This window comes from Corallococcus silvisoli, assembly GCF_009909145.1.
GTDB lineage: Bacteria > Myxococcota > Myxococcia > Myxococcales > Myxococcaceae > Corallococcus > Corallococcus silvisoli.
Genome location: NZ_JAAAPJ010000005.1, coordinates 427,576 through 440,758, shown reverse-complemented (window position 1 = coordinate 440,758; position 13,183 = coordinate 427,576). Strand labels below are relative to the sequence as shown.

The following is a 13,183-nucleotide window of genomic DNA, read 5'->3' as shown; positions in this document are numbered from 1 at the left end:
GGTCAGTTCCCCCGCGCCGGGTTCTGGCGGCGGCGCGAACCGCTCCATGCCGCCAGCACGACGAGGATGGCCAGCGCGGAAGCGCTGCCGCCGCTGCTGTCACAACCGCCGCCCGCGATCTCCACCACCTCCGCCTGGACACGGACCTGGAACGTGCACTGCGCGGAGTTGCCGGCGTCATCCGTGGCGGTGACGGTGACTTGCGTGGCGCCCGGCGAGAAGGTGCTGCCCGACGCGGGCGAGGACGTCACGGACGGCGAAGCCGTCACCGCGTCCGTGGCCGAGGGCGTGAACGTCACCGGCTCCCCCGGCGCCACCGTCACGTTCGCCGGACAGGTCAAGGCGGGCGGCGTGGTGTCCCGCACGGTCACTCGGAACGTGCACGACACGCCGCTGGCCGGGAGCGTGGCCGTGACGGTCGTCGCTCCGAGCGGGAAGCGCGTCCCCGAGTCCTGCGAGTAGCTCACCGGCAGGCCCGCCGGGTTGGGCACCGCGGGATCGTAGCTCACGAGCGCTCCGTCCGGCCCCGTCGCCTCGGCGGTGACATCCGCGGGGCAGGAGAGGGTGGGGGGCGCGCCTTCCGTGATGGTGAGGGTCACGGTGGCGACGTTGCTGTCCTGGAGGCAGTCCCTGACCCGGAACGCGAAGGTGTCGGTGCCCGTGTAGCCCGGCGCGGGCGTGTACGTGAGGGCGGGGGGCGTTCCGCTCAGCGTGCCGTGCTGGGGCGGCGTCACGACGGTCCAGGTCAACACCTGACCGGCATCCGGGTCGCTGCCCCCCAGCGTCACGGCCACGGCCGTGTCCTTCTGCGTGGCGGCGGTCTGGTCCGGCGCGGTGGGCGCCTGGTTCGCGACGACCTGCACCGTGCGCCCGCCGGGGATGGCGTTGGCGAGGACGGTGAGCCCGTAGGTGCCCAGCGGGACGCCCGCGGGGACGGTCACGGTCGCGCGGGTGGCGGAGGTGTCGCTGCTGGGGAGCGTCCAGAGGCGTCCGCCCTCGGCGGCGCTCAGGCGCACCAGGGGGAAGTCGGTCGGAGAGTCGGTGCTGTTGCCGCTGCTCGCGCCGGAGATGCCCCGGAACAGCAGGCCTTCCAGCACGGTCGGGCAGGCGGCGACGAGGGTCGCCGGGCGGGTCACCGTCGGCCTCCACGCGGGCTGCGCGCCGGTGTCGTCGAACAGCTCCGCGTCGGGCGCGCTCATGCCACCCACGACGAGGACCTCGCCCGAGGGCAGCGCGAGCGAGGAGAGCCCGCCACGCGTGGTGGGGGTGGCGACGGTGGTCCAGGCGCGCAGGAGGGGGTCGTAGACCTCCGCCGTGTCGGAATACTCGCCCGCCAGGGTCAGGCCGCCCGCGACCAGCACCTTGCCGGAGGAGGTCAGCGCGGCGCTGTGCAGCCAGCGCGGCTGCGCGAGCGGACCCACGGCCACCCAGGTGTTGGTGCCGGGGTCGTAGAGCTCCGTGGACGTCAGCTCGATGCCGCCCGCGATGCCGCCCGCCGCGAGCACCTGGCCCGACGGCAGCAGCGTCAGCGTCAGCTCATCCCGGGCCACGGCGAGGCCGGCCGCGGGCGTCCAGAGGTTGGAGACGGGGTCGTACAACTCGGTGGTGGCCAGCGCCGCGCCGCCGTCATCATGGCCGCCAACGATGAACACCTTGCCGTTGGACAGCAGCACGGCGCGATGCCCGGCGCGGGTGAAGGCGCTCGGGGCCGCCACGCTCCACGTGTCGGTGTCGGGCGTGTACAGCTCCGCGGTGTTCAGCGCGGTCGTGTTGCGCTGACCTCCGGCCACGAGCACCCGGCCGTCGGGGAGGACCGTGGCGGTGTGGAGGTGCCGCGGCGCCAGCAGCGGCGCGGTGGAAAGCCAGGTGTGGGTGGCGGGGTCGAAGCGCTGCGCGGAGGCGGTCGAGGTGCTCAGCTGCCGGCCGCCCGCGATCAGCACCTGTCCCGAGCGAAGCACGGTCGCGGTGGCGCGCTCGCGCGGAGTGTCGAGCGCGGGCAGGGCGGTCCAGGTGTTGCTCGCGCGGTCATACAGCTCCGCGGCGCTCGACGACCCGAAGAGACCGCGGCCCGTCGCGACGAGCACCTGGCCCGAGGGCAGCAGGGCCATCAGGGGATCGGTCCGGGGCGTCCCCATGGCGCCGGCGGGGGACCACGCGCTGACGGCGGGGTCGTAGACCTCCGTGGTCGCGAAGAAGCCGAGCACGGGCGTCCGGGCGGATCCGCCCGCGACGAACACCTTCCCGGAGGGCAGCAGCGTCGCGGTGTGGTTCTCACGGCCGGTGAGCATCGTGCCCGCGGGGGTCCACACTCCGGTCGCGGGATCGTAGAGCTCCGCCTCGCGCTCGGGAGCGGCCCCGCTGATGGCTCCACCGGTGACGAGCACCCTGCCATTGGGGAGCAGCGTGGCCATGTGGCTCGAGCGCGCGAACGCGAGGCTGCCCGTGGCCGTCCAGGTGTTGGCCACCGGGTCATAGAGCTCCGACTGCGCCGTCGCGCCGCCCGAGGCGAAACCGCCCGCGACGAGGACGCGGCCATCCGGGAGGAGGGTGCTGGTGGAGTAGTGCCGGCCGACCAGCAGGGGCGCGGCGCTGGACCAGGTGCCGGTCGCGGGGTCATAGATCTCGGCGCCCGGCACCTCGCCAAGCTCATTGATTCCGCTCACCGCGAGCACCCGCCCGTCGCGCAGCAGCGTGGCCATGTGCGCACCCCGGCCCACGCTCATGGAGCCGGTGGGCGTGAAGGTGTTGGTGGTGGGATCGTACAGCTCGGCCGTCGCGAGCCGGTTGACGCCGTTGCCTCCGCCCGCGACCAGGACCTTCCCCGAGTTCAGCAGCGTGAGGGTGGGGAGGAAGCGGGTCCGCGCCATGTCGCCAGTGGTGGACCAGGTGCCCGTGGCGGGGTCGTAGATGCGGCCCGACAGCGAGCCGTCGGTCATCGCCAGCACCTTGCCGCTGGGAAGCAGCACGGCCTCGGTGACGTTGCCCGTGATCCCGGGACTGCCCGCGGAGGACCAGGTGCCGGTGGCCGGATCCAGGAGCTCCGCCGTGGTCACGAACCCGGTCGTGTTGACGCCCGCGATGACCAGGAGCTTTCCGTCAGGAAGCAGGACCGCGGCGTGCTGGGCCCTCTCCACGGTCATGGGGGTGGTGGCGTACCAGGCCGGTGCCGCGGCCAGCCGGGAGTGCGCGGTGCGGGCGCCCTCCGCGACCGGGCGCTCATTGCCGCCACACGACAGCAGGCCCAGGCCCGCGAAAAGCATCAAGAGCCTGCCAAGGACCGCGCGCTTTGATCGCATCGAACGAACTCCGAGCCGCGAGGGCTGGCGCGAACGCGAACGTCCGGGACCAGCTCGACGTGAACAATCTCGGGCGGGGCTTATCAGTGCGTCGGGTGGATGGGCAACGCGTGAAAAAATCCTCTGGGATTGCTCAGCGGCCCCGGATCCTCAAGGGGCTGGCGGCGTGAGCTGCTCGCGGAGGAAGGTGGCCGCGGCGTCGAGGCTGGAGAAGACCACGGCCTCGGCTTCGCGTGGCTCCTGTGTGTCGGTTGAAACAATCCACCGATCCGCCTGCTCCCGTCGAAGACGCAGCGTCTTGAGCCACCCCTGGATGTTTCGCGGATCACGGGCCCGCTGGGTGGGAAGACTGACGAGGAGGGTGTCTTCGCCGAAGTCCCGGTGCCGGCGCGCATGGAAGCCCCGCGCCTTCAGCAGGTCCACCGTGCGGGTGAGCTCCAGACAATCGCGCATGGATTCGACCGCCGCTTCGAAGGTCCCGAAGTGGCGCTCCAGCATCTGCACCGGCAGGACCCTCCAGCCGTCAGGCGTCTCCCGGAGAATCACTGCGTCGCGATAGCCGACGACGGGCGGTGTCCCCGTGGCGAAACAGGGCAGGCTGACCATGACAGTCTGGCCTCCGCTCCCATCCCGGGCGATGGCCGCGAATCCCAGACGCCGAAGCACGTCGACCACGCTGTCACCGCGTTCGGGCGTCATGGCCCCCCCGAGACGATGCGCGTTGACGCCCGCGCTCAATCATCCGCTTCATCCATTTCGTGCGCCGCCGCGTTGAACAGGCCGAACCCTCCGGCCTCCGCGGCTGTGATTCCGGCCCTGCGCACCGTTGGCGAATCCGGCGTCTGTCCCACCGCCATCCAGCGGGGCGCGGCCAGCAGGATGCCGCCCCGGGGCAGCTCCGGCAGCAGGTGCTCCAGGTCCCCGATGATGAACTCCGCGTGTCCCACGCCCCGTGGCTCGGGCAGGCCCTCCGGCGGATGCCACGGGCCACCGTCCAGGTGGCCGAACGGAAAGCTCCCCGTGCCGCTCGCGCCGCCATAGCCGCCTTCCAGCAGGCGCCGCGCCCGCTCCGCGCCCCCCGCCACCGAAGGCAGGCAGACGCGCGTCAGCCAGTCCCAGGTCGCCGCGCCTTCTTGCACGGGCCAGTCCAGCTCCACCGTGTCGTCGGCCTTCGCCAGCAGCGCGTCGATGTACGCGCACGCCGCGCGCGGCCCCAGCACGCCGCCCTGGCGTGCCTCCTCCACCGCCGCCGACCACAGCTCCTCGCGGTAGTAGTGCGCGAAGTAGAACCCGGGCTCCTCCCAGTCCGCCCGGGTGCCGTGGGGCAGCTTCGCCAGCACCAGCCCGCTGGACAGGTACGCGGGCCCGGTGGCCCGGGGATGGAACTGGCTGAAGGCGGAGCGGAACACCCGCACCGCGAGTCCTGCCTCCTCCGTCGCCTCCAGCCCCTCCGGACAGCCCGCGCGCAGATGGAAGTCGTCGAAGCGCAGGAACTGGTCCACCCCGATGCCCACCGCGTTCTGGCACAGCGACTCCAGGCACGCCGCCAGGGGGTGCCCCGCGTCCACGCTGGCCGGCGCCTCCCAGGCCGCCGCCAGGATGGCCCGCGTGTGCGCATCCACCCGGAGCGACAGCCGCACCCGGCCCCCCGCGAAGTGCGCCTCCCCGTGACGGACGTCCTCCCCGTGGAGCCCGCCGCGATGTTCCTGCCCTGGAATCGTCATGCTAGGGACCCATCCTTTCCCACGCGTCCCTTCCAGGCCAGGAGCCTCACGTCCCATGTCCGAGCCCTCCCACCCGCGCGACGGCGACTTCGAGCTCGTCACCCTCCGCAACGGCCACCGCGCCGTGCGGCACCTGGGCCACGGGGAGGTCATGCACCCCGCAGTGGGGCCCTGGCAGGAGGCCCTGCGCCTCTACGTGGATCAACCCGGCCTCGCGGACCGCCTGCGCCAGCCGGGGCCGCCGCTCGTCATCCACGACGTGGGCCTGGGCGCCGCCACCAACGCCGTCGCCGCGCTCACCCGCGCCCGGGAGCTGGGCCCGGAGCGCGCCCGCGACCTGCATGTCGTCAGCTTCGAGGTGGACCTGGCCCCGCTGCGCCTGGCCCTCGCGGACGCGGAGGGCTTCCCCTTCCTCCAGCCCTTCCGCCCGGCCGCCGAAGCCCTCATGCGCCACGGCACCTGGGAGGAGCCCGGCCTCCAGTGGACCCTCCACCTGGGGGACGCGGTGCCGTACCTGGAGGGGGCCCTGCCCACGGCCGACCTCGTCTTCTTCGATCCGTTCTCGCCGGCGTCCAACCCGGACATGTGGACCGAAGCCGTGCTCGCCCGGGTGCGCCGCCACTGCCGAGAGGACGGGGAGGGCGCCCTGCTGATGACCTACAGCGCCGCCACGCCCACCCGCGTCACGCTGCTGCTCGCGGGGTTCTTCGTGGGGGCCGGCGTCTCCACCGGCACCAAGGGGGAGACCACCGTGGCCTCGACCCGCTGGGAATCCCTGACCACCCCGCTGGGGTCCCGGTGGCTCGAGCGCTGGGAGCGCTCCTCCTCCCGGGCGCCCCATGGGGCCACCCTCACGCCTGAGGTCGAGCGTCGCCTGAGGACCCATCCTCAGTGGCGTTGAGCGCCGACTCGGCGGGGGCCTCGCTCCAGCGCAGGTGGAACGTCGCCGCGGTGCCGTCGAACTCCTCCGGCAGCGCCACCACCCGCCAGCCCCCGCACAGCTCCACCGCCCGCGCCAGCAGGCCCGCCGCGAACGTCGGCTGGTCCGCCAGCACGTCGTTCATCCAGAGCTCCAACGCTGTCGCGCCGCGCTCCACGATTTTGATTTCACTGAAGTTGTTGCCGGCGCGAAAGCCCAGGTCCGCGCGCAGCAGCAGCCTCCGGGGACCGGCCAGCCGGCCCACGCCCAGCAGCGCGCGGCCAAAGAAGGTGCCGAAGTAGGCATCCATGAAGCGCTCGCCCAGGGAGTAGTACGCGGCCTCCGCGGGCACGCCGCCATAGACGTGGCCGGCGGCGATCCGCAGGAACTCCCGCCACTGCTCCAGCGAATAGGCGCGCTCCAGCTTGCGGTCGAGGTCCAGTCCGGCCCTCTTCAGGTGCTCGCGGCACGCGGGCGTCAGTCGGTTCTCCAGCGCTCGGACGAAGAGCGCTTCGACGGTCTGCGCGAAGACAAGCTTCTCAGGATTCATGGGGCGCACCCTACACGATGCCCCCCATGCGATGCTCCCCCACCTGTGTACTGACGTTCAGTGTCGCGATTCTCGAGTGTCAGGAAGCGCTCGCGCGCCGCACCCGTCGTGAACTCCGGGTGTTTTCCGACCTCAGTCCGACGGCTCGCGCCACGAGTCCCCGCAGCCACTGGTGCGCGGGGTCCCCGTCGAAGCGCTCGTGCCAGACCTGGATGATGTCGAAGGGGGGGATGGGCAGGGGCGGGGCCAGGACCTGGAGTGGATAGGTCTCGCTGAACGCGGCGATAAGGCGGCGGGGCGCGGTGAGGACGTGGTCGGAGCGCGTCACGACCAGGGGCGCGATGAGGAAGTAGGGCACGCGCAGCGCGATGCGGCGCGGGGGCAGGCCGCGTTGCGCCAGGGCCACGTCCACCGCGCCCACGCCGTCGCCGCGCGGGCTGATGAGGACGTGGGAGAGCTTCAGGTAGGTGTCCAGGTCCAATGTCCGGCGCACGGCCGGGTGGTCCTTGCGCACCACGCAGACGAAGTCCTCGGTGAACAGCTTCTGCTGGCGCAGGCCGGGCCCGGACTCCACGGGCGGCGTGACGACGACCAGGTCCACCTCGCCGGTCTCCAGGAGCGCGGGGAAGGTGCTGCTCTCCACGTGCCGCACCGACAGGTCCACGCCGGGCGCCTCGCGGCCCAGCAGCTCCAGCGCTCCGGGCAGGAGCACCGAGCCGAAGTAGTCGCGCGTGGCCACGGTGAAGCGGCGCGACGCGGTGGCGGGCTCGAAGGGGGGCTCGTTGCGCAGGGCGCGCTGCAGCTCCGCCAGCCCCCGCCGCAGCGGCGCGGCGAGCTGCTCCGCGCGCGGCGTCAGCACCATGCCGCCCCGGCCCCGGATGAGGAGCGCGTCACCCAGCAGCGCCCGAAGCTGCGCGAGCGCGTGGCTCATCGCGGACTGGGTGAGGCCCACGCGGGCCGCGGCGCGGGTGACGTGGGCCTCCCTGAGCAGCGCGTCCAGCGCCACCATCAGGTTGAGGTTGATGCCGGTGAGGTCCACCTCGGCGGGGGGAGGCGTCGGGGTTTCATGAACGCGGCGCATGGAGACATGCATAGCATGCAGTGGCCTCATGATGTGCCGGGGGGCACTGTGGTGCCATCTCGCTGTCGCTGGAGGCACCCCATGTCCATCGTCATCAACACCCCGAATGGCAACATCGGCCGTCCCCTCGTGCAGAAGCTGCTGAAGGCGGGCCGGAAGGTCACGATCATCGCCCGCGATCCAGGGAAGGTGGCGGACCTGGCGAAGCTGGGCGCGGCGGTGGTGAAGGGCTCCATCGACGAGAAGGCCACGCTGGACGCGGCGCTCAAGGGCGCGGAGGCGCTGTTCTGGCTGTCGCCCCCGCCGGCCCGGCCGGACTTCTTCACCTGGGCGACGGACGCGGCCCGGCAGGCGGCGGCCGCGGTGAAGGCGCACGGCGTGCAGCGCGTGGTGGTGCTCTCCAGCGTGGGCGCGCAGAACGGCGCGGGCACGGGCCCGGTGTCCACGCTCAAGCCCATCGAGGAGGCCTTCCAGGCGGCGGCGCCCCATGTCACCAGCCTGCGGGCGGGCTTCTTCATGGAGAACCTGCTGCGCGACGTGCACGGCCTGGCGAAGGCGGGCGCGCTCTACAGCGTCATGTCGCCGGAGCGGGCCTTCCCGATGGTGGCCGCGGCGGACATCGCGAGCAAGGCCGCGGAGGTCCTGACGGACGCGTCGTGGAAGGGCCACCGCTACGTGGGCGTGCACGGGCCCAAGGACCTCACCTATCCCGAGGTGGCCCGCATCCTCACGCAGGTGCTGGGGCAGCCCGTGAAGTACGTGCAGGTGGGGCTGGAGGACCTGCGCCACGGAATGACGGGCGCGGGCCTGCCGGGCTGGATGGCGGACACGCTCACGGAGATGTACGGCGCCATCAAGGAAGGCCGCATGGATGCGTCCGAGCCGCGCTCCCTGGACACGACCACGCCCACCACGCTGGCGGAGTTCGCCGGCGCCGTGCTCAAGCCGGTGGTGGAGCAGGCCCGCGCGTCGTAGTCAGAGCGCGGGGACGGCGGCGCGTCCGGCCGTCCGCCCGGATTCGGAACCGGACAGGGGACCCTCCCCCCTCCCGTCCTCTTCCTTCCAACTGGTGCACGATGGGGACCGTCCGGAAATTGATCCGGAATGGCCCCCACCGCAGAAGAGCGCACCATGGACGAGCAGCGCCCCGCCAGCCCCCCGGCCCGGACGGACCCCTCCATCGACCTGCTCCACCAGCGCACGCGCCATCCGCTGGAGGTCCTCTTCGCGCCCAGGAGCGTCGCGGTGGTGGGGGCGAGCGAGCGCGCCGGCAGCGTGGGCCGCACCGTGCTCTGGAACCTCATCAGCAGCCCGTTCGGCGGCACCGTCTACCCCGTCAACCCGCGGCGCCCCAACGTGCTCGGCATCAAGGCGTGGCCGTCCGTGCGCGCGCTGCCGGAGGCCGTGGACCTGGCCGTCATCGTCACGCCCGCGGCGTCGGTGCCGGACATCATCCGCGAGTGCGCGGAGGTCGGCGTCAAGGGCGCCATCATCCTCTCCGCGGGCTTCAAGGAGACCGGGTCGGAGGGCGTCAAGCTGGAGCAGGAGGTGCTCCGCCTCGCGCAGGGCGCGAACCTGCGCATCATCGGGCCCAACTGCCTGGGCGTGATGCGCCCCACGGGCGGCTTCAACGCCACGTTCGCGAAGGGCATGGCCCGGCCCGGAAACGTGGCCTTCATCAGCCAGTCCGGCGCGCTGCTCACCTCCATCCTCGACTGGAGCCTGCGCGAAGCCGTGGGCTTCAGCGCCTTCGTGTCCGTGGGCTCCATGCTGGACGTGGGGTGGGGCGACCTCATCGACTACCTCGCGGATGATCCGATGACGCGCTCCATCCTCATCTACATGGAGTCCATCGGCGACGCGCGCGCGTTCCTCTCCGCCGCGCGCGAGGTGGCCCTCACCAAGCCCATCATCGTCATCAAGGCCGGCCGCACCGCGCAGGCCGCGCAGGCCGCCGCGTCCCACACCGGCACGCTCGCCGGCAGCGACGAGGTGCTGAGCGCCGCCTTCCGCCGCGCGGGCGTCCTGCGCGTGGACTCCATCGAGGACCTGTTCCACATGGCGGAGGTGCTGGCCCGCCAGCCCCGGCCCTCCGGCCGCAGGCTCACGCTGCTCACCAACGCGGGCGGCCCCGCCGTGCTCGCCACCGACGCGCTCGTCTCCGGAGGCGGGGAGCTGGCCGTGCTGTCCGACACCACCCGCGCGCGGCTGGACGGCTTCCTGCCGCCCCCGTGGAGTCACGCCAACCCGGTGGACATCCTGGGGGACGCGGACGCGGAGCGCTACGCGAAGGCCCTGGAGACCACCGGCGCGGACCCCAACAGCGACGGCCTGCTCGTCATCCTCACCCCGCAGGACATGACCGAGCCCACCCAGACGGCGGATCGCCTCAAGGGCTACGCGAAGCTGCCGGGCAAGCCCGTGCTCGCGAGCTGGATGGGTGGCTCCGAGGTCGCCGCGGGCGAGCGCATCCTCAATGACGCGGGCATCCCGACCTTCAGCTACCCGGACACCGCCGCGCGCGTCTTCAACTTCATGTGGCGCTATTCGGACAACCTCGCCGGGCTCTATGAAACGCCCACCCTGGCGGAGGAGCCCACCGGCGGGGGCCGCGACGTGGCGCGCGCCCTGGTGGACGAGGCCCGCGCCGCCGGCCGCACCCTCCTGTCCGAATACGAGTCCAAGCGCCTGCTGGCCACCTACGGCATCCCCACCGTGGAGACGTGGCTCGCCACCTCCGAGGACGAGGCCCTGGAGAAGGCCCGCGGGCTGGGCTTCCCCGTGGTGCTCAAGCTGCACTCGCTCACGGTGACGCACAAGACGGACGTGGGCGGCGTGCGCCTGGACCTGCGCGACGAGGCCCAGGTGCGCCAGGCGTACCGCGCCATCCGCGACGCGCTCGCGGAGCGGGGCCTGTCGGACGCGTTCCACGGCGTCACCGTGCAGCCCATGGCGAAGCGGGACGGCTACGAGCTCATCCTGGGCAGCAGCCTGGACGCGCAGTTCGGGCCGGTGCTGCTCTTCGGCGCGGGCGGCACGCTGGTGGAGGTGTTCCAGGACCGGGCGCTCGGGCTGCCACCCCTCAACACCACCCTGGCGCGGCGGATGATGGAGCGCACGCGCATCCATCAGGCGCTCAAGGGCGTGCGCGGCCAGGCCCCGGTGGACCTGGGCGCGCTGGAGCGGCTGATGGTGCGCTTCAGCCAGCTGGTGGTGGAGCAGCGCTTCATTCGCGAGCTGGACATCAACCCGCTGCTCGTCTCCGGGGAGCGCATCGTCGCGCTGGATGCCCGCGTGGTGCTGCACCCGCCGGGCGTCACCGCCGCGGAGCTGCCGGGGCTCGCCATCGAGCCGTACCCGTACCAGTACGCGCAGTGGCTCACGCTGAAGAACGGCGAGCAGCTGATGGTGCGGCCCATCCGTCCGGAGGACGAGCCCGCCATGGGGCGCTTCCATCAGGCCCTGTCGGAGCAGACGGTGTTCATGCGCTACGCGGGCCTGATGAAGCTCAGCCAGCGCGTGGCCCACGAGCGGCTGGCGCGCATCTGCTTCAACGACTACGCGCGGGAGATGGCGCTCGTCGCGGAGCGGCGCTCGCCGGACTTGAAGGGCTCGGGGGAGATTCTGGCGGTGGGCCGGCTCACGCGCCTGCGCGGCACGAAGGACGCGGAGTTCGCCATCACCGTCAGCGACCCGGCGCAGCGGCTGGGCCTGGGAACGGAGCTGCTCCGGCGGCTCGTGGACATTGGCCGGGACTGGGGCCTGCGCCGCATCGTCGCGGACATCCTCACGCGCAACCGCGCCATGCAGGCCGTCAGCAAGAAGCTGGGGTTCACCCTCGTGGAGGACACGGAGCTCGCCCCGGACATGGTCAAGGCCGTGAAGGTGCTCGGCTGACCGTGCCCGGGGCGGTGCGTCCCCGAGGCGCTACACGTCGTCGCAGGGCGTGCCCAGCCGCGCGCCCGTGTAGACGCCCAGCTCGTTGTAGATGAAGGGCAGGTTCTCACCCACCGGCACGGCGCGCAGCTTCTGGCGCTTGCTCTTCACGACCCAGAAGGACGGCTCCTCGCGGTCCACCACGAGGCGCAGGTCGCCGCCCTGCGTGGAGAAGATCTCTCCCTGCGAGTCGGTGACGACGTTGAGCATCTTCTGCGGCTTCACCTGGCCGCGCTGGCCCGTGAAGATGCGGAAGCTCTTGTTGTCCGTGCCCAGGCCGCGCTCCACCAGGTAGTACGTGCCCTTGTCGTCCCGCAGCAGCGCGTACGGCTGGAACTTCATCGGGCTGGGGGTGAAGGTGGACTTGCGCAGGAGCTCCTTCGCCTGCTCCGCGGCCACCGGCTGCTGCGGCAGGGTGCGGTCCCCGCAGCTCAGCGTGCATGTCTTGGCGTCCTCGCTCAGCCGCAGGGCGGAGACCACCCGGTAGTCCACGCCGCGGAAGCTCTCGTTGGCCTTGGCGTTGAAGAAGCGGGGCTCGAAGAAGTCGCCCTGCGTGGCGTTGGGGTAGCCCACGGGGGCCACCTGCATGAACGTCTTGCCGTCGCCGTAGTACAGCTCTCCGTCGTGCTCCGGCGTCTGCGGCACGAGGACGGTGTAGTGGCCCTTGCCGTCCGTGCACACCTTGGTGGACTCCAGCACCATGCGCTCACGCAGCTTCTCTTCCTTCCCCCAGGGCGGATCCAGCGCGAGCGCGGCTTGCGGGGCCAGGACGAGCCCCAGGGCGATGACCATGCGTCGAAGTGTCATGTCAGTGGGCTTTCGTTCTAGAGGGTGTCGGTGAAGTAGGCGGTGGTGGCGTCGGGCTGGATCGTCTCGCCGTTCGTCACGGACCAGATGATCTTCTGGGCCTCCAGCTTCAGCGCGGCCTTGGGGTCCACCCGGCACTCCACCGTCTGGACCTTCTGCTGGATGGTGCGCTTCGCCTCATCGGAGCGCTCGCACAGCTTCTGGAGCGACTCCAGGGGGCCCGCGCAGTAGCTGCCGAAGGACATCTCGTTGATGAGCTCGTCGGTGATGGAGTCCCAGGCCACGGTGGAGGACAGCTTCGTGCCGCAGGCCTTGTTCGTCTCGGTCAGCGCCTCCGTCAGCTGGGCCTCCGCCTGCTGGGTCCAGAACTTGCGGTCGAACGCGAGCAGGGCCTGGTACTTCTTGTCGCCCTCCTGGTCCGCGTAGCGCGCGAAGACCTTCTCCACCTTCAGCGCCGCGGTCTTCCCCGTGTCCGGCTTCAGGTGCGTGTAGCCCGTGTGGTTCACGGCGCTGAGGACCAGGTCCTCATAGCCGCCCCGGTCGTTCACGGTGACGAAGCGCTGCCGGCGGCCGCGCCACTGGGTCCAGTACTCCATGCCCCGGTCGCGGCTGACGTGGGCGACCAGGACCTTGCCGTCCAGCTCACCCTGGGTGCCTTCGAAGGCCACCAGCGCCTTGTGCGCGTCGGCGGGCTCCAGCGCGATGACGGTGACCTGCTCGCCGGCCTCGTTGGAATACACCTTGCCCACGGTGGGCTTCGTGCCCGCCACGGGGCTGTCGGGCCGAAGGCCCCGGGAACACCCCAGGGACAACGCCACGATGCTCACTGCCAATAGAACTCTCACGGCCACTCCTTGAATGGGCAGGGAC

Annotated in this window: 10 protein-coding genes; 3 read left to right on the top strand and 7 right to left on the bottom strand. The window is 71.8% G+C overall.

Annotation, left to right across the window (positions count from 1 at the left end; all coding sequences use genetic code 11):
- Nucleotides 1-2 precede the first annotated feature (2 nt).
- The 3 genes from GTY96_RS10765 to GTY96_RS10755 form a co-directional block, all read right to left on the bottom strand.
- Nucleotides 3-3,296, bottom strand: a complete 3,294-nt coding sequence (locus tag GTY96_RS10765) for a Kelch repeat-containing protein (protein ID WP_235685520.1) — start codon at nt 3,294-3,296, stop codon at nt 3-5.
- 150 nt (nt 3,297-3,446) lie between these two features.
- Nucleotides 3,447-4,034, bottom strand: coding sequence for a hypothetical protein (locus GTY96_RS10760; protein ID WP_161664648.1), 588 nt, complete (start codon nt 4,032-4,034; stop codon nt 3,447-3,449).
- Nucleotides 4,031-5,020, bottom strand: coding sequence for a hypothetical protein (locus GTY96_RS10755; RefSeq protein ID WP_161664647.1), 990 nt, complete (start codon nt 5,018-5,020; stop codon nt 4,031-4,033). The genes GTY96_RS10760 and GTY96_RS10755 overlap by 4 nt, the downstream gene beginning before the upstream one ends.
- A 55-nt stretch (nt 5,021-5,075) precedes the next feature.
- Here GTY96_RS10755 and GTY96_RS10750 point away from each other — a divergent pair, with 55 nt between their 5' ends.
- On the top strand, nt 5,076-5,921 hold the full coding sequence (locus GTY96_RS10750) for a tRNA (5-methylaminomethyl-2-thiouridine)(34)-methyltransferase MnmD (protein ID WP_143901036.1): 846 nt from the start codon (nt 5,076-5,078) through the stop codon (nt 5,919-5,921).
- Here the strand turns inward: GTY96_RS10750 and GTY96_RS10745 are convergent.
- Both GTY96_RS10745 and GTY96_RS10740 read right to left on the bottom strand, forming a co-directional pair.
- Nucleotides 5,872-6,489, bottom strand: coding sequence for a DUF2378 family protein (locus GTY96_RS10745; protein ID WP_143901034.1), 618 nt, complete (start codon nt 6,487-6,489; stop codon nt 5,872-5,874). The genes GTY96_RS10750 and GTY96_RS10745 overlap by 50 nt on opposite strands.
- A 79-nt stretch (nt 6,490-6,568) precedes the next feature.
- Nucleotides 6,569-7,570 (bottom strand): LysR family transcriptional regulator, encoded by a 1,002-nt coding sequence (locus GTY96_RS10740; RefSeq protein WP_235685519.1) that lies wholly within the window; start codon nt 7,568-7,570, stop codon nt 6,569-6,571.
- Between the two features lie 81 nt (nt 7,571-7,651).
- Here GTY96_RS10740 and GTY96_RS10735 point away from each other — a divergent pair, with 81 nt between their 5' ends.
- Entirely contained in the window at nt 7,652-8,545 is an 894-nt protein-coding gene (locus GTY96_RS10735) for an NmrA family NAD(P)-binding protein (protein ID WP_143901030.1), read from the top strand.
- A 156-nt stretch (nt 8,546-8,701) separates the two neighbouring features.
- A complete protein-coding gene (locus GTY96_RS10730) occupies nt 8,702-11,467 on the top strand; it encodes a bifunctional acetate--CoA ligase family protein/GNAT family N-acetyltransferase (protein WP_161664646.1) in 2,766 nt (921 codons plus the stop codon).
- Nucleotides 11,468-11,497: 30 nt separating this feature from the next.
- On the opposite strand, the gene GTY96_RS10725 is transcribed toward GTY96_RS10730, so the two are convergent.
- Nucleotides 11,498-12,313: a hypothetical protein gene (locus tag GTY96_RS10725; RefSeq protein WP_235685518.1), complete on the bottom strand. Its 816-nt coding sequence runs from the start codon at nt 12,311-12,313 to the stop codon at nt 11,498-11,500.
- A 17-nt stretch (nt 12,314-12,330) separates the two neighbouring features.
- Nucleotides 12,331-13,158, bottom strand: coding sequence for a hypothetical protein (locus tag GTY96_RS10720; RefSeq protein WP_143901026.1), 828 nt, complete (start codon nt 13,156-13,158; stop codon nt 12,331-12,333).
- Nucleotides 13,159-13,183: the final 25 nt, after the last annotated feature.

Bases quoted from the DNA above. Each gene is read 5' to 3' on its own strand.
- GTY96_RS10740 (WP_235685519.1), bottom strand. From the start codon at position 7,570: ATGCGCCGCGTTCATGAAACCCCGACGCCTCCCCCCGCCGAGGTGGAC.
- GTY96_RS10765 (WP_235685520.1), bottom strand. From the start codon at position 3,296: ATGCGATCAAAGCGCGCGGTCCTTGGCAGGCTCTTGATGCTTTTCGCG.
- GTY96_RS10735 (WP_143901030.1), top strand. From the start codon at position 7,652: ATGTCCATCGTCATCAACACCCCGAATGGCAACATCGGCCGTCCCCTC.
- GTY96_RS10725 (WP_235685518.1), bottom strand. From the start codon at position 12,313: ATGACACTTCGACGCATGGTCATCGCCCTGGGGCTCGTCCTGGCCCCG.
- GTY96_RS10755 (WP_161664647.1), bottom strand. From the start codon at position 5,020: ATGACGATTCCAGGGCAGGAACATCGCGGCGGGCTCCACGGGGAGGAC.
- GTY96_RS10730 (WP_161664646.1), top strand. From the start codon at position 8,702: ATGGACGAGCAGCGCCCCGCCAGCCCCCCGGCCCGGACGGACCCCTCC.
- GTY96_RS10745 (WP_143901034.1), bottom strand. From the start codon at position 6,489: ATGAATCCTGAGAAGCTTGTCTTCGCGCAGACCGTCGAAGCGCTCTTC.
- GTY96_RS10750 (WP_143901036.1), top strand. From the start codon at position 5,076: ATGTCCGAGCCCTCCCACCCGCGCGACGGCGACTTCGAGCTCGTCACC.